17 protein-coding genes are annotated in these 20401 nt (G+C 55.0%); 5 read left to right on the top strand and 12 right to left on the bottom strand.

Translation table 11 applies throughout. The annotated features are described in order from the left end of the window. Window positions 1-7: 7 nt before the first annotated feature. Window positions 8-1762, top strand: a complete 1755-nt coding sequence (locus tag PCH05_RS05345) for an ABC transporter ATP-binding protein (RefSeq protein WP_127601333.1) — start codon at window positions 8-10, stop codon at window positions 1760-1762. Next, window positions 1746-3593, top strand: a complete 1848-nt coding sequence (locus PCH05_RS05340) for an ABC transporter ATP-binding protein (RefSeq protein ID WP_127601332.1) — start codon at window positions 1746-1748, stop codon at window positions 3591-3593. The genes PCH05_RS05345 and PCH05_RS05340 overlap by 17 nt, the downstream gene beginning before the upstream one ends. 130 nt (window positions 3594-3723) lie before the next feature. Here the strand turns inward: PCH05_RS05340 and PCH05_RS27190 are convergent, their stop codons facing one another. The 4 genes from PCH05_RS27190 to PCH05_RS05325 form a co-directional block, all read right to left on the bottom strand. Further along, window positions 3724-3882, bottom strand: coding sequence for a hypothetical protein (locus tag PCH05_RS27190; protein WP_164766548.1), 159 nt, complete (start codon window positions 3880-3882; stop codon window positions 3724-3726). Further along, window positions 3854-4846 carry an alpha/beta hydrolase gene (locus tag PCH05_RS05335; protein WP_127601331.1) on the bottom strand — a complete coding sequence of 331 codons (993 nt, stop codon included), beginning with the start codon at window positions 4844-4846 and terminating at the stop codon, window positions 3854-3856. Before PCH05_RS05335 ends, PCH05_RS27190 begins: the two co-directional genes overlap by 29 nt. A 205-nt stretch (window positions 4847-5051) precedes the next feature. Further along, window positions 5052-5498 (bottom strand): hypothetical protein, encoded by a 447-nt coding sequence (locus PCH05_RS05330; protein WP_127601330.1) that lies wholly within the window; start codon window positions 5496-5498, stop codon window positions 5052-5054. 12 nt (window positions 5499-5510) lie between these two features. Further along, a complete protein-coding gene (locus PCH05_RS05325; protein WP_127601329.1) occupies window positions 5511-6065 on the bottom strand; it encodes an NAD(P)H-dependent oxidoreductase in 555 nt (184 codons plus the stop codon). A 178-nt stretch (window positions 6066-6243) separates the two neighbouring features. Here PCH05_RS05325 and PCH05_RS05320 point away from each other — a divergent pair, with 178 nt between their 5' ends. Beyond that, window positions 6244-6879: an HlyD family secretion protein gene (locus PCH05_RS05320; RefSeq protein ID WP_127601328.1), complete on the top strand. Its 636-nt coding sequence runs from the start codon at window positions 6244-6246 to the stop codon at window positions 6877-6879. 19 nt (window positions 6880-6898) lie between these two features. Further along, entirely contained in the window at window positions 6899-8443 is a 1545-nt protein-coding gene (locus PCH05_RS05315; protein WP_127601327.1) for a DHA2 family efflux MFS transporter permease subunit, read from the top strand. A gap of 88 nt (window positions 8444-8531) precedes the next feature. Here the strand turns inward: PCH05_RS05315 and PCH05_RS05310 are convergent, their stop codons facing one another. Continuing rightward, a complete protein-coding gene (locus tag PCH05_RS05310) occupies window positions 8532-9797 on the bottom strand; it encodes an alkaline phosphatase (RefSeq protein ID WP_127601326.1) in 1266 nt (421 codons plus the stop codon). 302 nt (window positions 9798-10099) lie between these two features. Here PCH05_RS05310 and fumC point away from each other — a divergent pair, with 302 nt between their 5' ends. After that, window positions 10100-11491, top strand: a complete 1392-nt coding sequence (fumC, locus tag PCH05_RS05305; protein WP_127601325.1) for a class II fumarate hydratase — start codon at window positions 10100-10102, stop codon at window positions 11489-11491. A gap of 189 nt (window positions 11492-11680) precedes the next feature. On the opposite strand, the gene PCH05_RS05300 is transcribed toward fumC, so the two are convergent. The 7 genes from PCH05_RS05300 to PCH05_RS05270 all read right to left on the bottom strand — a co-directional run bounded on the left by PCH05_RS05300 (window position 11681) and on the right by PCH05_RS05270 (window position 20101). Then, entirely contained in the window at window positions 11681-12952 is a 1272-nt protein-coding gene (locus tag PCH05_RS05300) for an MFS transporter (protein WP_127601324.1), read from the bottom strand. A gap of 124 nt (window positions 12953-13076) precedes the next feature. After that, complete coding sequence (locus PCH05_RS05295; RefSeq protein WP_127601323.1) at window positions 13077-13664, bottom strand: TetR/AcrR family transcriptional regulator; 588 nt, start codon at window positions 13662-13664, stop codon at window positions 13077-13079. A 228-nt stretch (window positions 13665-13892) separates the two neighbouring features. Further along, a complete protein-coding gene (locus PCH05_RS05290; RefSeq protein ID WP_164766545.1) occupies window positions 13893-14051 on the bottom strand; it encodes a hypothetical protein in 159 nt (52 codons plus the stop codon). Between the two features lie 134 nt (window positions 14052-14185). After that, window positions 14186-15955 carry a thiol reductant ABC exporter subunit CydC gene (gene cydC / locus PCH05_RS05285; RefSeq protein ID WP_127601321.1) on the bottom strand — a complete coding sequence of 590 codons (1770 nt, stop codon included), beginning with the start codon at window positions 15953-15955 and terminating at the stop codon, window positions 14186-14188. Next, on the bottom strand, window positions 15956-17692 hold the full coding sequence (gene cydD / locus PCH05_RS05280) for a thiol reductant ABC exporter subunit CydD (protein ID WP_127601320.1): 1737 nt from the start codon (window positions 17690-17692) through the stop codon (window positions 15956-15958). Beyond that, on the bottom strand, window positions 17692-18708 hold the full coding sequence (gene cydB / locus PCH05_RS05275) for a cytochrome d ubiquinol oxidase subunit II (RefSeq protein WP_127601319.1): 1017 nt from the start codon (window positions 18706-18708) through the stop codon (window positions 17692-17694). The genes cydD and cydB overlap by 1 nt, the downstream gene beginning before the upstream one ends. Continuing rightward, complete coding sequence (locus tag PCH05_RS05270; RefSeq protein ID WP_127601318.1) at window positions 18695-20101, bottom strand: cytochrome ubiquinol oxidase subunit I; 1407 nt, start codon at window positions 20099-20101, stop codon at window positions 18695-18697. The genes cydB and PCH05_RS05270 overlap by 14 nt, the downstream gene beginning before the upstream one ends. Window positions 20102-20401: the final 300 nt, after the last annotated feature.

The raw sequence follows: 20401 nt of genomic DNA, 5'->3' as shown, positions 1-20401 counted from the left end.
AAAGAACATGTGGAAACTAAGGACCTATCTGAGACCCTATAAAACCTCCGTCATTTTGGCCCCGCTGCTCATGCTGCTGGAAGTATCCATGGATTTATGGCTGCCGGCCCTGATGGCCAGCATCGTAAATGAAGGCATTGTGGCAGGCGACCTGGCCCATATCCAGCATACCGGACTGCTCATGCTCGGCGTCGCATTGATTGGCCTGTTTGGCGGCGTGGGCTGTACGGTCTTTTCAAGCTATGCCTCCCAAAATGTCGGCATGGACCTGCGGGACAGCTTGTTCCAGAAAATACAAACCTTTTCGTTTCGCAATATCGATCAGCTGAAAACCGGATCGCTGATCAGCAGGCTGACGAACGACATCGTGCAGATGCAGACCTTCGTTCAGATGATGCTGCGGAGCATCCGCTCTCCGCTGCTGTTTATCGGCAGCTTGATCATGGCGTTCGTGATCAGTCCGCGTTTGGCGCTGATCCTGCTGCTATCGATTCCGCTGTTATTCGGATTTCTGTTTGTACTCATCCGCAGATCCTTTCCTCTGTTCACGAAGGTGCAGGCCATGCTCGACGGCGTGAACAGCGTGCTGCAGGAGAATCTCTCTGGCATCCGCGTCGTGAAAGCCTTCGTGCGTTCCGATTATGAACGCGAACGGTTCGCGGCGGCCAATGAGGCCTACACCGGTATTGCCATCAAAGCGACCCGGCTGCTGGCACTGAATATGCCGGTGATGACGCTGATCCTCAACCTGAGCATCGTCGCCGTTCTCTGGTTTGGGGGCAAGCTTACGCTTAGCGGTGCTTTGTCGGCGGGGGAATTGATTGCATTCATCAATTACGTGACGCAGCTGCTGTTCGCCATGCTGATGATCACCAACCTGCTGACCTTCATTTCCCGCGCCAAAGTATCCGGCGGCCGGATACAGGAGATTTTCGATACCGAGCCGGAAATCCACGATCCCGAATTCGTGCATGCGGAGCGGGCCGCATGGTCGGGGGAAATTGAGTTCAGCGATGTTTCCTTCGTTTATGGGGCGCCGCAGGAGCAGGATTCCGGCGAACTCATCCTGAAGAATATCAGCTTCAAGGCATTGCCCGGGCAAACGACAGCCATTCTGGGCGAAACTGGGGCGGGCAAATCCTCGCTCGTCCATCTGATTCCGCGCCTGTATGAAGCAACCGGCGGTCATGTCCGTATCGACGGGACTGATGTGCGCGACATTCCGCTCGATGACCTGCGCGGGATGATCGGCATGACGCTGCAGCAGTCGATCCTGTTCAGCGGCTCCATCATAGATAACATCCGTTATGGTCGTCCCGAGGCTTCGTTGGAAGAAGTTATCGAGGCCGCCACAGCAGCCGAGGCCCATGATTTCATCATGCAAACGCCGAACGGCTACGATACCGTCATCGGACAGAGGGGCGTGAACTTATCCGGCGGGCAAAAGCAGCGCTTATCCATTGCCCGCGCCCTCCTTATCCAGCCGCGGATCTTAATTCTTGACGACAGCACTAGCGCCGTCGACGTCGGAACCGAAGCCCACATCCAGCTCGCGCTGAAAAGCATGATGAAGCATAGCACCAACATCATCATTGCCCAGCGGATATCTTCTGTGATCGAAGCGGATCAAATTCTGGTGCTCGAGAACGGCTCGATCGCCGCCCAAGGCACGCATGAGGAGCTGCTTCGCAGCAGCGAGATCTATCAAGACATTTACCGGTCGCAGCGAAAGGAGGATGAAACCCATGCCGCAGCCAACTAAATTCGGAGCTGCCGGTCCCTCGGGCGGACCACCCCTGGTCGGTAATGGCCGGGGTCCTGGGGGAGGCCCCATGATGATGAGCAAGGCTAAGCCCAAACAGGCATCGGCTACCCTGAAACGGCTATGGTCCTACTTAAACCGGCAGCGCTGGGGACTGGTTACGGTCTATGCCTCCACGATCCTCAGCTCGATCATTGCGCTGATCGGTCCCTTTCTGATCGGGAAGGCTATCGATACATTTATTATGCCGAACAAGCATGAGGGCTTCTGGTCCTTGTGTCTCCTCATGATCGGCATCTACGCGCTCGGAAGCCTTATATCCTGGATTCAGGTTTATGTCATGACAGGCGTATCGCAGCGCACCGTGCTCGAGCTCCGGCATGATCTGTTTGATAAATACCAGCAGCTCCCTTTACGGTTCTTTGACACCCATAATACGGGCGAACTGATGAGCCGGACGACCAATGACATCGAGAACGTATCGAATTCGCTCAATCAAAGCGTCACGCAGCTGCTGAACAGCCTGATTATGCTGGCAGGCTCGCTGGCCATCATGCTGAGATTGAATCTTTCCCTTACCCTGGTGAGCCTGATCAGCATTCCGCTCGTCCTGGTGGCCACCCGCCGGATTACTGGCGTGACCCGCAAATATTTCAAATCCCAGCAGCAGCATTTGGGCGAGCTGAACGGCTTTATCGAGGAAACGATCAGCGGGCAAAAGATCGTTAAGCTTTTCCGCCGCGATCCTGTCGCCATAGAGCAGTTCCGGAGCATCAACCGCAATCTGAACCGCGTCGGCATCAAAGCGCAAATCGTTTCCGGCCTGGTCGGCCCCGTAATGAACATGGTGAATAATCTCAGCTTCGCCCTTATTGCCGCCGTCGGCGGCTGGATGGCCTTTAACGGGCATACCAGCGTGGGCGTCATCGTCAGCTTTCTCAATTACTCCAAGCAGTTCGGACGGCCGATCACGGATCTGGCCAATCAGTTCAACCTGATGCAATCGGCGATTGCGGGAGCGGAGCGCGTATTCGAGGTATTTGATCTGAAAACCGAATATGAGGAAGAAAGCCACGCCGCCAAGCTGGAAGACATCAAGGGACAGGTGGAGTTCAAGGAGGTATTCTTCGGATACCATCCGGAAACGCCGATCCTCAAGCAGGTATCCTTCGAAGCGGCTCCGGGCGAAACGATTGCGCTCGTCGGCCCGACGGGCGCGGGCAAGACGACGATCGTCAACCTGCTGACCCGCTTCTATGAGATTCAAGAAGGGGATATTCTCATCGATGGCCACAGCATCCAAACCATCGAAAAGAACAGTTTGCGCTCCAAAGTAGGCATTGTGCTTCAGGATGCTTACGTATTCTCCGGCACCATTCGGGAGAACATCCGCTTCGGCAGGCTGGACGCCACCGATGAAGAGGTGGAAACGGCCGCCAAGCTTGCGAATGCGGATCGTTTTATCGTCCGGCTTCCGGACGGATACGATACCGTTTTGGCTGCCGAAGGCAGCAATATCAGCCACGGTCAGCGCCAGCTGCTGACTATTGCCCGCGCGATTCTTGCCGATCCGGCGATTCTGATTCTGGATGAGGCGACCAGCAGCGTGGATACACGTACGGAAATGCACGTCCAGGAAGCGATGAAGACGCTCATGAAAGGACGTACCAGCTTTGTGATTGCCCATCGCCTGAGCACGATCCAGGATGCCGACCGCATCATGTTCATCCATGACGGCACCATTGCCGAACAGGGAAGCCATCATGAACTGCTGGAAGCTAAGGGTTACTACTACGAGCTGTATTCCAGCCAATTTCAGCGGGCGATATGACCCCGCTTCAGTCCAACAAAAAAACCGGCAATTGCCCATTCAGGCATTGCCGTTTTTTTGACTTGAATCCCATTCCAAGATTTATGCTTCCCCCTGCATCTGGTCTCATACCGAATCCAGCCGGCCCAGCTCAAGCACGCAGCATCACCATTAGCTCGGTCATCCAGCTTACACCGCAGGCCGTCCCATGGCTAAGCTTCAGATGGTTCGGATTTCGTTCGGTGAATTCATGAGTCTGGTATCCATGCAGGCCTTCTTCATCAAGGCGCAGAAACCAAGGCTTGTTCACTCCGGTTCCCGGGAAGCTGCGGATCGGCCGGCGTACCGTCCAGATATCGCATGACAAAAGCGCAAATCCGCTCACGGTAGCGGTTTTTGTCCATGAAATAACTATTGGCATGCACCGCGCCCGGCACGATGTACAGCTCCTTGTCTCCGCTCGCCGCCGCAGCCAGACGATGTACCATTTCAAACGGGACAAACGCATCCCGATCCCCGTGTATGAACAATATCGGCAGATTTGTCTTCGCGACCTGCCGAAGCGCTGAGCCTTCGCCGAAAAAGTATCCCGCCCGCAGCTTGCATACCAGGCTGGTGACCGGAAGCAGCGGAAACGGGGGCAGTTTGTACATCTGCTTCAGCTGGTACGTTAAGATGTCCTTTACCGACGTGTACGCGCAGTCCGATACGATACACTTCACCTGCTCCGGCAGCTTCTCTCCGCTCGTCATCAGCACGGTCGCGCCTCCCATCGAGACGCCGTGAAGTATAATCTTCGTCTGCGTCCCGCTCCGGGCAAGCACAACCTGAATCCACTGCAGGATGTCCCTGCGGTCCGGCCAGCCGAAGCCGATGTAATCGCCGCCGCTTGCCCCATGCCCCCGGTTATCCGGCATCAGGACATGCATGCCCATTTCGTGATACAGCTTGGCAAAAGCGCCCATTTCCCTGCCCTGGCTGGAATACCCGTGAACCAGAATGACCGTCCGGTCCGAAGGCTCCGCTGCCGGAACATAATAGCCTGTTAATGGAAGTCCGTCATCGGACTGGATATGAAGCGTTTCAAGCGGCTGGCTGTTCAGCCATTCCTCCTCCTGCTCCCAGGGATGATCGATTTTGACCAAGGTCGGGTCTTCCTCCAGAAAATCCTTTTTGCTGCGCCGGATCCCGACATTATAAAAGTAGATGCTGGCTCCCCCGAGAACCAGCGCAATCAGGATCACACACCCGATGCCTATCGTTACTGCCGTCATGGGTTCCCTCCACTGCCTCTGCCGTCACGCTGCCGCGTGCAGCATTTTCCATTTCTTATTTTAAAATAACACCCGCTGCGGTCCGGTGACAATGAAATGTTCGACTTTCCGCGGTCAATGCTTTCCAAAAGAAAAGCAGCCTCCGGCGCTGACCCGTCGATGGCTGCTTTTGCTAATTCGTTATTTCCGTCCGCCTGTCCATTCATCACTTCTTCTGATCCTTCATCATGGAACGCAGCGCCTCGCGGTAGGCTGCATCGGAGCTTGGATCGGGCTTATGGACGGGCTCAGCGGCTTGTTCCGCCGAAGCCGGCGTTTGAACGGCAAACTTGCGCAGTGCCTCCCGATAGGCCCGGTCTCCCTCGCTTGCGGAGCGATGCGCTTCCGTTTCGGCTTCCACCAATGCGGTCCGGTCTGGCGCTTGAGGAACGGCCGCTCTCGGACGGAATTCGCTGAGGGTCTCCGCAGCTGCCGGAATTTCGGCAGGCTCTGCCGGCCTCAATTGCGCGGCGGGCTCAGTCAATGGAGTCGAAGCTTCAGGTGGTACCTTCCTGGCTTCTTCGGCTCGGGCTGATTTTTTCGTTAAACGGGAGTTATAGATGAACAGAAAAACAAGCGCCACGATGGCAAGTACGACAAAGGCAATAACCATATAGCGATCACCCTACCTTGCCGCAGATGACGCAACCAGCTGCTTGGTTACCTCAGCTACCCGTCTGCCCAGCGCCCGTCCCAAAACAAGATCGTTTTCGCTCGGCAGATTCTTCGGATCATCCTCCGACAGCTCGACGGGGCAAGTCACGCCGACACCGTAATAAGATCCATAAAGGGCATTCTCGGGAATATTACCGGGAAGCCCGACGATGATCATTCCATTATGGAGCATCGGCGTGATCAGGTTAATCATGGTGGATTCCAGCCCCCCGTGAACGGTAGCCGTCGTGCAGAACACGCCACCGACCTTCCCGACGAGCTTACCTTGGGCCCACAAATACCCCAGGCGGTCAATCCATGTTTTGAGTCCGGCGCTGATCGTGCCGAAATGGCCCGGACAGCCCCAGATAATCGCATCCATATGCTCCAGCTTGTAGATATCAGCATCATTGACATGCGATATTTCCGCCTCGGCGCCATCCACGCTGGATGCCCCCTCCATCACCGCCCGTGCCAGCGCTTCGGTGTGCCCATTTTCACTGTCGTACACGACGTATATTTTCATGCATAATGTCCCCTTTTCCATGCGTTGATTCCTTATTTATCCCCAAATGCTTCGCGATTATCCCGGGCTCCGGCGACTGGCCTCACAGGCATGGGCGCTGAATACAAAATCTCCATTTTGGGGATGCTCTTTCGTAATTGGCTACAGCTAGCAACCATTTAGGAGGAGACAAACATTTATGAACTCACGCGCACTTCTTGTCAATGTACTCGTCGTCATTGTTGTGCTCGCTTTGGGCGGAGCGGCGATCTACTATTACAACCAGACATCCAGCTACGTCAAGACGGATAATGCCCAGGTCACGGGACAAGCCGTATCGATAGCCGCACCGGCGGCAGGACGACTCGACAGCTGGAACGGCCAGGTTGGGCAATACTTCAAAACAGGCGATGTTATCGGAAGCGTGGCGGCGCAAGGAACCAAGCTGGATATCACCGTGCCCCTCAGTTCCACGATCGTTCAGCAAACCGCGATTCCTCACTCCTACGTGGCACCTGGCACGTCTCTCGCCAGAGGGTATAATCTGAACAACCTGTGGATATCCGCTAATATTGAAGAAACCAAGCTGGACAAAATCAAGGTCGGCCAAACGGCTGATGTCTACGTCGATGCCTTCCCGGACACCACGCTGACGGGAAAAATCGATCAGATCGGGCTCGCTACCGCCTCCACCTTCTCGATGTTCCCAAGCACGAACTCGAACGCCAACTACACCAAAGTGACGCAGGTCGTGCCGATTATCATTACCATTGAAGGCTATAAAGGTCTCGGGATTGTTCCTGGCATGAACGCTACCGTCCGAATTCACATTTAGCGAGGGGGCAGGTCCTGCTATGGAAAAAGAATTTCATATGGGGCGCACGCTCACCGTGCTGCTGCTTGGAGCGTTCATCTCCATTCTGAACCAGACGCTGCTCAACGTAGCCATCCCCCATTTGATGAATGAATTCAATGTATCGGCTACGACCGTCCAGTGGCTGTCCACCGCCTATATGCTGGTGAACGGCGTGCTGGTGCCGGTTACGGCGTTTTTGATTAATTCCTACGGAACACGTGCCCTCTTCATGTCCGCCATGGGATTGTTTACCGCCGGAGCCATACTGTGCTCGCTGAGTAATTCCTTCGTACTCATGCTCGTTGGACGGATTATCCAAGCCAGCGGCGCAGGGATTATTATGCCTGTCGTCATGAACGTATTCCTGACGGTCTTTCCACCCGAAAAAAGGGGCACCGCCATGGGCACGATGGGGATCGCCATGATGTTCGCACCTGCCCTCGGGCCGACGCTGTCCGGCTGGATTGTTGAACATTATACCTGGCGGATCCTGTTTCTCATGGTCATTCCGCTGGCGCTGCTGGATATCCTTTTCGCCTTCCGATGGCTGACTAACGTCAACAAGCTCACCAAGCCAAAGTTCGATTTCTGGGGCGTTGTTTTCTCAACGCTGGGCTTCGGAATGCTGTTATACGGCTTCAGCTCCGCTGGTGACAAGGGCTGGGAGAGCTTTACCGTGCTTGGTTCCCTGTTTGTCGGAATTGTCTTCATTATGTTGTTCGTCCTGCGTGAACTGAGAATAGACGTTCCCATGCTGGAGTTCAGGGTGTTCAAATATGATATCTTTACCGTCTCCACCATTGTCGGCGGGCTTGTTAACATGGCCATGTTCGGTGCAATGCTGCTGCTGCCGATCTATCTGCAGAATATCCGCGGCTTCACGCCCCTTCAGTCAGGCCTTCTCCTTCTGCCAGGCGCTCTGCTGATGGGTGTGATGTCGCCGATTTCCGGCGCGATCTTCGATAAGATCGGAGCGAGGCCGCTGGCCATTGTCGGGCTGTTCATCACCGCCGTGATGACGTTTGAGTTCAGCAAGCTGACCTCAGACACTTCCTTCTCGCATCTGATGGTCATATACACGATACGGAGCTTTGGCATGTCGCTCATCATGATGTCCGTGCAGACCGAAGGTCTGAATTCGCTGCCGCCGCGTCTCGGCGCCCACGGTACGGCCATGTCCAATACGATGCGGCAGGTGGCCGGGTCCATCGGAACCGCCCTGCTCATTACCGTGATGTCGACCCGCGCAACCACTCATATCGCAGATGCCGCCAATCACTATACGTCGGATAACACGTTCATCACCGAGGACTTGGCTACACTGGGGCAAAGTGTAGCGGCGACCGCAGGCGTTCCCGTCCAAACAGGTTATAGCCTGGCCCTGCAAAGCGTCTTCGGCATCATCTCGGAGAAGGGCACCATTGAAGGCATCAATGACGCCTTCATCGTCGCCACCTGGATTGCGATCATAGCGTTGGTGCTGTCCCTGTTCCTGCGCAGAGCGCGGAAACCGAAGAAGGTCAAGGTCAAGCATGCCAAATAAAGCTGCTTCCCTCCTCCGATTCATAACATAAGCAAAAGCCGCTATCCTCAGCGATAGCGGCTTTTTTTCATCCAAGCTCTCCACAGATTTATTTCTTAAGACCCCAGGCTTTCAGAATCGCATCATGCACGTACGTATTCTCATGCACTCCGGTGAACAGCTCCGCGCCGCTGCCCATAGCCGTCAACGGAACGTCTACACCGGTATGTCCCGAAGTCGTCCAATCCACATAAAACTGCTCCTTGGAGCCGAAGATGCTGAACGGTCCGTCTTCCTGCGAGATGCCGTCGCCGGACTCGTCCTTGTCATCGACCGGCTCCAGCGAGAAGCCGCCGGTTTCATGGTCGGCCAACACCAGCACGAGCGTGTCCGGATGCTTTTTCGCGAATTCCTTCGCCACACCGACGGCCTTATCCAGCTCCTGTCCGGCTTTGATCGTCAGCTTGGCATTGTTCTCATGCGCCATTTCGTCGGTTCCTTCCTCCTCGACCATCAGGAAAAAGCCCTTTTTGTTCGTGGACAGCGTATCCAGCGCCTTCTGGGTCATGTCCTTCAGCGGCACGACGGGATTGTACACATCACCTTCGCCCTCCGGTTTTTGCTGGAACATCTCCTCATTCGCGAACAGTCCCAGAATTTTGCCGTATTTCGCTTTTTGCAGCTCTTCCTTACTCGTAACGTATTGATAGCCCAGCTTTTTGGCGTGATCCACCAGATTGCCCTCAGTACCCTTGCTTTCTTCGGTCGGATCCTCGGCCGGATGATCCTCGAACTTGCCCGGGTTGCCTGCCGGATACCAGAAGTCCTCGCCGCCGCCGAGCAGCACGTCTACTTTGCTGTTATCCAGATACTGCTTGGCGATTTTGCTTTGCTGCGAACGGTCTTCGACATGGGATCCGAAAACGGCTGGCGTGGCATCCGTAATTTGGCTCGTCGTGACGAGGCCCGTAGATTTTCCCAGTCCCTTGGCGACTTCAAGCAGCGTTTTGACAGGCTTTTTATTCACATCAACGCCTACGGCACCGTTATACGTTTTAACGCCGCTCGCAATGGCGGTTCCGGCAGCGGCCGAGTCCGTCACGGCTACGGTGGAATGCGTGCGAAGCAACGCGGAATACGGCATATCGTCCATTTGCAGATTGCCGTTCAAGCCGACGGTATTCAAGCGAATGGCATCGCGCTGCGCCGCTCCCATGCCGTCCCCGACGAACAGAATGACATTTTTGGCTTTCGTGGCCGGTTTGGCGGCTGCCGTGCTGCCTTTGGCATGGACAACTCCCCCGGAAATAACCAAACTTGCTGCTGCCGTCAGGCATAGAGCGGCTTGTACAATACTCCGTTTCTTATTCTTCATTACAGTTCCTCCCTTGGAATGAATGATTCTTACATCAGTATAAAAGGATATTGTTAAACAAAATGCTATTAAATGTTAATTTTTTGTATGCCTGAACAAAATAAATTGAAATCGAGGAGTGAAACTGGATTTCAGTTTATAGAGATAAAATGAAATCGAGGAGTGAAACTGGATTTCATTTTATATACCGGAAAGATTATGATATATTTCATATCAGGTGGGTCTGTTCCTGCAGGATCGTTTTGCGGGGATGGACTTCAGATTTGAATATGAACTTACGTGTGGTGAAGGAGGAAATGCAAGTGGAATTCAGAATTGAAAAAGACACCATCGGTGAAATTAAGGTTCCTGCGGACAAGCTGTGGGCAGCCCAAACGCAGCGGAGCTTTGAGAATTTCAAAATCGGCACGGAAAAAATGCCTTTGGAACTGATCCGCGAATTTGCGATCCTGAAAAAGAGTGCGGCTCTCGCCAATAAAGAGCTGGGCAAGCTGAACGCCGAAAAGGCTGACGCGATTGTAGCAGCAGCCGACGAGGTTATCGAGGGCAAGCTGAACGAGCACTTCCCGCTGGCTGTATGGCAAACCGGTAGCGGCACGCAGTCAAACATGAACGTCAACGAGGTCATCGCAAACCGCGCCAACCAGATGCTTCAGGAAAAAGGCAGCGAGCAGCGCATCCACCCGAATGACGACGTGAACAAATCGCAAAGCTCGAACGACACGTTCCCGACAGCGATGCATATCGCAGCCCTGATCGCCGTTGAGGATCAAGTCATCCCTGCGATCGACAAGCTGAAAGCAACGCTTCAAGCAAAGAGCGAAGAGTTCATGGATATCATTAAAATCGGCAGAACGCATCTGCAGGATGCAACTCCGCTGACACTCGGCCAGGAAATCAGCGGCTGGCACCGCATGCTCGAAAAAAGCGAAGGGATGATCCGCAGCAGCATCGAATCCCTGCGTGAGCTGGCCATCGGCGGCACGGCGGTCGGCACCGGCATCAATGCGCATCCGAAGTTCGGCGACATGACGGCTGCCAACATCAGCAAGCTGACCGGCAAAACCTTCACCTCCGCCCAAAACAAATTCCATGCGCTGACAAGCCATGATGAGCTCGTGTATGTTCACGGCGCGCTGAAAGCGCTTGCCGCGGATCTCATGAAAATTGCCAACGACGTACGCTGGCTGGCCAGCGGTCCACGCTGCGGCATCGGCGAGCTGACGATCCCTGCCAACGAGCCGGGCAGCTCCATCATGCCGGGTAAAGTCAACCCGACGCAAAGCGAAGCCATGACGATGGTCGTGTGCCAAGTGATGGGCAATGACGCGGCGATCGGTTTTGCCGCCAGCCAAGGCAACTTCGAGCTGAACGTGTTCAAGCCTGTCATCATTTTCAACTTCCTGCAATCGGCGCGTTTGCTGGCAGACGCGATGGTATCCTTCAACGATCACTGCGCGGTTGGCATCGAGCCGAACCGCTCCATTATCGAACGCAACCTGAACCAGTCGCTGATGCTCGTCACGGCGCTGAACCCGCATATCGGTTATGAAAATGCCGCCGCGGTCGCCAAACTGGCTCACAAGGAAGGACTGACTTTGAAGGAAGCAGCCCTGAAGAGCAACCTGCTGACCGAAGAGCAGTTTGATGCCGTGGTGCGTCCGGAGCAAATGATTCATCCGAAGGAAGACTAAGCATATTGGTCATTCCTCCAAAATGAAGTTTATGAAGCAGCCTGTCCCGTGTTGGATGGGCTGCTTTTGTTTGCACGCCGGCGGACGTTCCGATGGTGCGTGTTTGTTCATGATATAGATCATAAAAAAAGGGTGCCCCTAAATTCTTGGGACACCCTGCTTGCCTTAGATTAGCTTGTTATAAATGGCTTAGGACTGCTCTGCAGCAGCCTTCCCGCTTGGAGATTTGGGCACCGGCAGGCTTTGACCCTCTGCAGCCACTGCTTTTCTATTGTGATAATACCGCGCGAACCGCACGGAATATGCGAGCATGTAAAGCACCAGCAGCGAAGCCAGAATATTCAGCACGATCAGCGACACATGCAGGTCGAAGAAGTAAGAAAGCGCGCCGGTACCGACAATCGGAACGATAAATCCGGAATACCCGGCCAGATAGAAGGTGGTGATGACCTTCGGACGCGCATCAAGATCCGGAAGTTCACCCGCAAGCTGCAGGCTGATCTGGAACGTCCACCCGCTCCCGATGGCCTGAATCAGCACGCCGAACCAGAGCAGGCTGATGCTTCCCGTGGAACCGGAGAAGACGACAAGCCACGCGCCCACGGACAGCAGTAGAATTCCGAAGCGCAGGCGGTTGACGGGCTGTTTAACGATAGGCGCCAGCTGCATCAAAGCGCCGCCCCCGAGAAGCAGCAGAATCAGCAGCCCCGATACGGACAGGTTTGACGTATGAATGACGCTTTTGACGAAAGACGGGATCAGGGAAAGGATAATCCCGTTCAGCGTGAACAAGGTAAAGATCGGCAGCGCGCTGAACGACCAAAAATGACTGCGGATCGGGTCAGGCACCCCAAGCGATATCGGTACAGGAACGGTTTTGGCGGTTTTGGCAGCTTTGGCATGGCCCTTTTTCGTCATGAAATCCTGATCCTTCAGTGTTTCCAGGCCGATCCATGCACTGGCCAGCAGAAGGGTCAATAACCAGAACGGAACGCGTAGCGGCATGAAATGCAGGTATTGAATCACAAGCCCGGTCATTGCCGGGCCCAAGCCGAAACCTACCGACACGGTGATGCCCGATAAGGTAATCGCCTTCTTCGCCTGCTCCTTGGAGCTCTGCTTCAACAGAAAGGCCACGGCTGTCCCGGTAAAAGTGCCGTAAGCCACTCCCTCCAATATTCTGGCCGCGTACACCATCCATGCCTGCTGGCTGGTCATAAAGAGCAGGGTCGCCAGGATGGAAATCCAGATGCTGGCCCGCAGCACCCTTTTTAATCCCCATCCGCTTCCTCTGGATCCCACAATGAGCAGCGAGGGCAGCAGGAACAGCGCATAAACCGCGAACAGGATCGTAATCTGCAGACTGGTTAACTGGTAACGCTCCTGATAGAGCGGGAATAACGGTGAGGTGAAGGTCGCGCCGATGGACATCATCAGAATCACCCATAACATTCGTTTCATTCATGTCATCTCCTTTTTTGAATTATCGTTCAAGAATTAAGCAAAAAATAGATATCTCACACGCTTCGTTGGGATCATCCTCATAAAATACTTGAACAAGCATTCAAGAATTTGTCAAAAAAAGTTACAACACGGTCGAAATCGCCACCTTGGCAAAGTCCTCCAGAATGCTGCGATCTGCCGCATTACGAGCCATGACATGCAATCCTTGTTTGGTTCCTGTGAGAAACCGCGCCAATTCTCTGGCGCTATGCTTGCTTTTCAGACAGCCTTTTGCCTGCGCACGCATCACGAAGCTGAAGAACAGCCCCTCCATGTTCATCGCATACGCCTCCAAACGACGAGCTACATTCGGCACGTAAGCCACCGGTCCAAGGGTCGTATTCGTCATCAAACAGCCACGGCCGCGGGCCGCATTGTTCATGGACACATCGATGACTCTGGCGAAATACCGTTCCAGTTGCTCCTTGGGCGAATCGCTGTCCTCTTTTAAAATGTTGTTATAGTTATCATCGGCGCGCTCGCTGAAACGGTCCAGACAGGCCAAAAACAATTCATGCTTATCGCCGAACGTATCATAAAGACTTCCCCGGTGAATTCCCAAGTGATCGCATAAATCTTGTATCGAGGTGCCCTCATAGCCCTTCTCCCAAAACAGGTCGAGCGCCTGATCGACAGCCTTCTCTTGATCAAATTCCTTATGTCTCCCCATCCTGCTCCCTCCCTTATGGCTAATAATATAATTTTTCTTGAACGATAAGTCAAGTATTAGAATTCCTCGTATGAAAAATCGGGCTGAGTATCCGATGGATCTGTCGCCTGAACGGCAACAGGGGTGCCCCACCCGGCCCGCAGACCTGGAAAGGCACCCCCAAAGGGCCGTATTCACAAATGTTAGAGCGAACCGAATCGCTTGTACCTGCCCGGTTCTTCCAAATCCTTACTCTTGATTGTTGGATTGCTGCTTGCCGAACGCTTCTTTCGCGTCCTCTACCATTTCCTCCGCAAACTCTTCTCTTTGCTTGTCCGGTACCGGCATTTGGTTCAGCTTTGTCGTTTGCACTTCGTATTTGCTAGGCTCCTGGGAATTGTTGCTCACCTTTCCTTGCACCTCCTTCACGTGTCCATTACCAACTTGCTCCTGTATAGGATGCGACAGGAAGAAGGATTTTATGCAGCGCAGGTCACGCAAAAAGAGCCACACCGCATACCCGGCGTGACTCCTGTCATCCATCATTTAACCATGAAAGCTTCCGGGCGATCCAACCGGTACAGATTGCGGTACCGCTCCGACGCAGCCATCAGCTCCGCATGGGAGCCTCGCATCTCGACGCGTCCATTTTCCATGAAAATGATCTCATCCATATGCTCCGCGCCGACTAAGTGATGCGTCACCCAAATGAGCGACTTGCCCTGCATCGTCTCGAGTATGGTCGCGAGCAGTTCCTTTTCCGTCCGCGGATCGAGACCGACGGTCGGCTCATCCAGAACGACCACCGGATTGTTCTGCAGCAGCACCCGTGCCAGCGCAATCCGCTGGCGCTCGCCGCCGGAGAAGCGCTGCCCCGTCTCGTGCATCGGCGTTCGGTAGCCGAGCGGCAGCGATTCGATCAGCCGGTCCAGCTTCACTTGGGCGGCTGCTCGCCGGATCTGATCATCCTCGGCGTCGCGGTCGCCCAGCCGGATATTGTTCGCCACGGTGGTGTCGAACAGATGCGGGCTCTGGTTCAGCACAGACACCAGCTGAGGCATGCGCTCGCCGATTGCGGAGGCGTCCACGCCGCTTAGACTGACGGTGCCTGCCGAAGGAGCGAGGGCACCCTCGATCAGCTTCAGCAGCGTCGATTTGCCGGCGCCGCTGCGGCCGATGATCGCGATCCGCTTGCCCTGCGGTAGATCGAGGGACACATCCTGCAGCGACCACGGGGACGCATCATCGTAGCGGAAGCTGACGTTTTGCACCTTCAGGTGCACATCGGATGCAGCCAGGCGGCGTACTTCTTCCAGCGATATACCCGCCGCTGTGCTGCCGTTTCCGCCGTACTCCCCGGCTGCAGCCTCAATCTCACGCAGACGCTGCAGCGACGATTGATAGCTCGGGATTTTCTCCATTGCATCCGAAACCGGCATAAACGCGTCCATGATCGGGAAGACGACCAGCACGAACGCCGCAATCAGCGTGGCCGGGATATGTCCGCCGGCATACTCGCGCGCGGCCCACACGGTCATCGTAATGACGCTCAGCCCGATCACGGCCTGCCCGATCAGCTGCCGCCAGCGCGCCCAGCGCTTGAGCTGGCCGTTCACGCGTGCAGCCTCCCGCTCTTCGGCTTCATAAGCCGCAAGAAACTGGGATTGTCTGCCGCTGATTACCCAGTCGCTCATGCCCAGCACGGCATCGGTCAGCCGGGTATACAATCTGCTGCGTTGCTGTTTGGAGAGACGGCTTTTCGCTTTGGTGAGGAGGAGCGATACCCAAGGCAGTACCGCGACCAGAATGAACACATACAGCGCCATGAACAGCGCAAACCGGACATCGAACCAGCCCAGCGCGGCGATCGAGCCGATGTACATGACCAGAGCCACCACGCTCGGAAAAACCGTTCTCAAATACACATCCTGCAAATATTGAATATCGTCTGACAGAACGCCCAGCATATCCCCGGTACGGAACCGCGAGGAGATGAACAGCGCCTGCGGCTCCAGAATCCGGTACAGTCTGGTACGCATCAGCGCCACGATCCGGAGCACTGCATCGTGGCTGACCAGGCGCTCCACATAATGGACCACGGCCCGCCCGATCCCGAAGGTGCGCACCAGCACGATCGGTACGTACACCATCAGGATATTTTCCGGACGAAGCGCAGCCTTGGAGATGAGGAAGCCCGAGGTGAACATGAGCATGGACGCCGTCAGGAGGGTAAGACAGCCCAGCGCAATGATGATCAGAAAACGTCCCCAGTACGTGCGGACGTAAGGCAAAAGCCATCCTTCGTGTCTCACTTATGCTCCCTCCCTCTGCGATTGGATCAGCTCATAATAGGCTCCCCTGCGGGCTAACAATTCTTCATGAGTGCCGATTTCCGCGACCCTTCCCTGATCCAGCACAATGATCAGATCCATATCCGGCATCCAGTGCAGGCGGTGCGTCGCCAGAAATACCAGCTTGTTCTCGAACAGGCGCAGCATCGTCTGCTTAAGCTCGTATTCGGTCTCAATATCCAGATGGGCCGTCGGCTCATCGAGCAGCATGACAGGCCGGTCACTTAAGAATGCGCGGGCGAGCGCCACGCGCTGCGCCTGTCCGCCGCTCAGCTGGCGGCCGCCGTTACCGATGATTTCCTCGGCGCCAAGCGGTAGTCCGTGGGCCAGCTCCGACAGCCCGGCAGCCGCAACGGCATGCTCCACTTCGGAATTCGCCGCGTCCGGAGCGTAGAAGCGGATATTATCCGCCAGTGTGCTGCTGAAAATATACGGATGCTGCGGGATATAAGTCGTCAAACGTCTCCAGGCATCCGTCGTCAGGGAGCTCATGCGTCGTCCATCCAGCTCCATGCTTCCCGCGGACGGCTTCAAAAACCCGCCCAGCACGTCGATCAACGTCGATTTCCCGGCACCGCTGGCGCCGATGATGCCGATTTTGCCCATGCCGCGAATATCCAGGGTAACCTCATTCAGCGAATGAGGTCCTTCTTCCTGATGCTGCACGCCCACGCCGGACAGCTGCAAACGGCTGTCTTTCGTCCAGTTCAGCTCTTTCTTCTCCAGACCAGCATTCTCCGCAGCTGCTTCTTCCTGCAGCGGTTCATCGATGATCTGCTGCATCGCCGCTCCAGCCTCCTTGCCGTCGAGCGTTGCATGAAAGTCCGATCCGACCATCCGCACCGGCAGGAAATACTCCGGCGCCAGGATCAGCACCGTCAGTCCGGTGACGAGCGCCAGATCGCCGTTGACCAGCCGCAGACCCAGGCCGACGGCAACAACGGCCACCGACAGCATCGTGAAGAAGTCCAGAGCAAAGGAAGACAGAAAGGCCACGCGCAAGGTGCGCATGGTGGCCGACCGGTAGCGATCGCTTACCCGGGCGATCGTATCGCTGTGCGAGCGGCTCTGCCCCAGCAGCTTCAGCGTTTCAAGCCCGCGCAGCGAATCCACGAAATGGTTCGAGAGCGTGCGGTACGAATCGAGCTGCTTCTCCGTATGCTTGCGGGCAGCAAGCCCGATCAGGATCATGAATACGATCAGGATCGGCATCGACAGGATCAGGATGATTCCGGAGGTGATATCCTGCATGAAAATATACACCAGGATGACCCAGGGGATGATCGACATCCCCGCCATCCGCGGTACGATCAGTTCGAGGTAGTTGCGAAATTTCGACGTGCCTTCCAGTACGAGCGTCACCAGGTTGCCCGTCCCCTCCTGCTTGGCAAACCGGGGTCCGAGCCGGAACAGCTTTTCAAGTGTCTGCTGCCGCAGGCTGGCTCCCGTCCGCTCCGCGAAGGCATAGCTGATTTTTTGCTGGATGAAGCCCATGATGTGCCGGACCAGAAACGCGCCCAGGAACATCGTCAGCTTGTTGTACTGCGTATGAAGCGGTTCACCGGCAAAGAGGGCGGAGAGAACCTCCGCCAGCCATCTTGCCAGCAGAACGATCGAACCGCTTTGCACGAGCGTGAGCAATAAAACGGCGGCAAGTGTTGGCTTTATCCCTTTGTAGCCCAGTAAATTCCGGTCCATTAATACTCCAGATGCTTCTCGTGAACCCGTTTATGAAAGACGAAGTAGCTCCAGATCTGATAACCAAGCACGAAAGGCAGCAGGGATAAAGCCACGATGGTCATTACTTTCAGCGAGTAATGTCCGGATGCCGCGTTGGTTAAGGTCAGGTTGAAGGCCGAATCAATCGAGCTGATCATCACGTTCGGGAAGAGCCCGATGAAGAAGAAGGCAATCGTTGCCGCGATCACCGCTCCCGTCATGCCGAAAGCCCAGCCGTCTCTTTTCTTGCCGGAAAAGAACGCCGCCAGTCCGAAGGCAATCAGCATCAGGGCGATCACCGCCGCCAAAATGCCGCCGCGAACTTCAAAAATGCTCGTATTAAAGTACGTCAGGGTCAAGAAGACAACGACCAGTACAGCCAGCGGCACCATAAGCGTGCGGGCCATTTTCCGAGCCCGGTCATGAAGCTCGCCGCTCACCCGCAGGGTAGCGAACAGCAGTCCGTGTACCAGGCACAGCATCACCATCGTCAGTCCGCCGACGACCGAATATACATTCACGATATCGCCGAAGAAGGAAGCTTTCATTTCCATCGCCTGGTCGATCGGAAGACCTTGAATCAGGTCGGAGAACACGACGCCCAGCAGAAGCGGCGGCAGCAAGCTGCCGACGAAGATGATGACGTCCCAGGTTTTTTTCCAGGATTCGGTCTGCACCTTGCCCCGGTATTCAAACGCAACCCCGCGCCCGATCAGCGCCAGGAGCAGCAGAACCAGCGGCGTGTAAAATCCGCTGAACAGCGTGGCGTACCAGTTCGGGAAAGCGGCGAACATCGCGCCGCCCGCGGTCAGGAGCCATACTTCGTTGCCGTCCCAGAACGGTCCGATCGAGTTGATGAGCAAACGGCGCTCCTTATCGTTCTTGGCGAGGATTCCCGTGGACATCCCAACGCCGAAGTCAAAGCCCTCCAGGAAGAAAAATCCTGTGAACAGCACCGCGACGAGCAAAAACCAGAGTTCATTAAGAGATAGCATGACGGTATCCCTCCTTATCGAATGGATCATGGGATTCTTCTATTGCGGGCTTCACTTCGTATGGTCCCTTTTTAATCGTGCGAACGAACAGGAACACCATCACGACACCCAGAATGGTATACACGCCAATGAAGGCAATGATCGAGAACAGCACCTGCCCGGCGGTGACGCTAGGCGAAACGCTGTCTGCCGTCGTCATCAGGCCGAATACGGTCCATGGCTGACGTCCCATTTCGGTCATGAGCCAGCCGGATGTGTTCGCGATGACCGGCAGCGAGATGCTGAACAGCATCATACGGTAAAACCATTTGTTTTTGTTTTCGAGTTTCTTGCGTGCAGCCAGATAAACGCCATACAAGCTGAACAGAATCATCAGCGAGCCTGCGGCTACCATGATGCGGAAGCTCCAGAACGTCGTGCGGACGGGTGGAATGTAATCGCCAGGACCGTATTTTTGTTCATATTCGGCCTGCAGCTCCTTCATGCCCTGCACTTCGCCGGAGAACTTGCTGTACGACAGGAAGCTGAGCAGATACGGAATCTGGAACTCGCCCGAATTCTTTTGGTTTTTCGTATCAATAAATGCCGTAACTGTCCAAGCCGCAGGGTCCCCGCTGTTCTCCCACAGCGCTTCGGTTGCAGCCATTTTCATCGGCTGGGTTTTGACCAGATACTGCGCCTGCTGGTGACCCACAAGAGCCACGCCGATCGAAGTCACAAGACCCACGATAACCGCGATCGTAAATGATTTCTTGAAAAAGGTTACATGCTGCTTCTTCAGCAGTTTATAGGCACTCACGCCGCCGACCAGGAACGCTCCGGTCAGGAAGGCACCCAGGATCGTGTGCGGAAATTCCAGCAGCAGCTGACCGTTGGTGATCAGTGCCAGGAAGTCGTTCATTTCAGCGCGTCCGTTATTGAGGGTAAAGCCGACAGGTCTTTGCATGAAGGAGTTCGCAGCCAGAATCCAGAACGCGGACATCACGGTACCGATGGCAACCAGCCAGATGCACAGCGCGTGCACCTTCTTGGACAAACGGTCCCAGCCGAAGATCCAAAGTCCGATAAACGTCGATTCCAGGAAGAAGGCCAGCAGCGCTTCAACCGCAAGCGGCGCTCCGAACACGTCTCCGACAAAACGCGAATAATCCGACCAGTTCATGCCGAACTGGAATTCCTGCAGTATGCCCGTCACCACGCCGATCGCGAAGTTGATCAGGAACAGCTTGCCCCAGAACTTGGCCATGTCCTTGTATTCTTCCTTGCCTTTGACGACATACATCGTCTCCATGATGGCGATCAGAAACGCGAGTCCGATCGACACCGGCACGAAGAAGAAGTGAAAAATCGTCGTTGCCGCATACTGAAACCGAGACAGCATCAATACATCCATTTTCTTCCCTCTTTTCAAAAGTTATTCTCAGAACCCCGTGCTTCCCGGATTCGTGAACACATGATTTTTGCTTGTCAGAGGCTCCTGCATGCTCCGCTGAGGAGCGGGCCATTTGTTATCGCATAACCTCTTCTTCATGTATTCTGGCAGACGGACGATGCTGGCAATGTGATAAATGTCACATTCTCCGTCTCAAAAATAAGATAATGTGAATTATGTCACAAAATATTAAAAATTTTAGGCAATACCCCTCGCCGGCTTATGAATCTACATACATATCCACTCGACCCACCGGCGCCA

Source organism: Paenibacillus chibensis, from assembly GCF_004001045.1.
Classification (GTDB): domain Bacteria; phylum Bacillota; class Bacilli; order Paenibacillales; family Paenibacillaceae; genus Paenibacillus_AQ; species Paenibacillus_AQ chibensis.
The sequence above is the reverse complement of the archived record's forward strand: the minus strand, read 5'-3'. Positions and strand labels throughout refer to the sequence as shown.

Coding starts and splice junctions, on each gene's coding strand:
- PCH05_RS05345 (WP_127601333.1), top strand. CDS start 8: ATGTGGAAACTAAGGACCTATCTGAGACCCTATAAAACCTCCGTCATT.
- PCH05_RS05340 (WP_127601332.1), top strand. CDS start 1,746: ATGCCGCAGCCAACTAAATTCGGAGCTGCCGGTCCCTCGGGCGGACCA.
- PCH05_RS05335 (WP_127601331.1), bottom strand. CDS start 4,846: ATGACGGCAGTAACGATAGGCATCGGGTGTGTGATCCTGATTGCGCTG.
- PCH05_RS05330 (WP_127601330.1), bottom strand. CDS start 5,498: ATGGTTATTGCCTTTGTCGTACTTGCCATCGTGGCGCTTGTTTTTCTG.
- PCH05_RS05325 (WP_127601329.1), bottom strand. CDS start 6,065: ATGAAAATATACGTCGTGTACGACAGTGAAAATGGGCACACCGAAGCG.
- PCH05_RS05320 (WP_127601328.1), top strand. CDS start 6,244: ATGAACTCACGCGCACTTCTTGTCAATGTACTCGTCGTCATTGTTGTG.
- PCH05_RS05315 (WP_127601327.1), top strand. CDS start 6,899: ATGGAAAAAGAATTTCATATGGGGCGCACGCTCACCGTGCTGCTGCTT.
- PCH05_RS05310 (WP_127601326.1), bottom strand. CDS start 9,797: ATGAAGAATAAGAAACGGAGTATTGTACAAGCCGCTCTATGCCTGACG.
- PCH05_RS05300 (WP_127601324.1), bottom strand. CDS start 12,952: ATGAAACGAATGTTATGGGTGATTCTGATGATGTCCATCGGCGCGACC.
- PCH05_RS05295 (WP_127601323.1), bottom strand. CDS start 13,664: ATGGGGAGACATAAGGAATTTGATCAAGAGAAGGCTGTCGATCAGGCG.
- cydD (WP_127601320.1), bottom strand. CDS start 17,692: ATGGACCGGAATTTACTGGGCTACAAAGGGATAAAGCCAACACTTGCC.
- cydB (WP_127601319.1), bottom strand. CDS start 18,708: ATGCTATCTCTTAATGAACTCTGGTTTTTGCTCGTCGCGGTGCTGTTC.
- PCH05_RS05270 (WP_127601318.1), bottom strand. CDS start 20,101: ATGGATGTATTGATGCTGTCTCGGTTTCAGTATGCGGCAACGACGATT.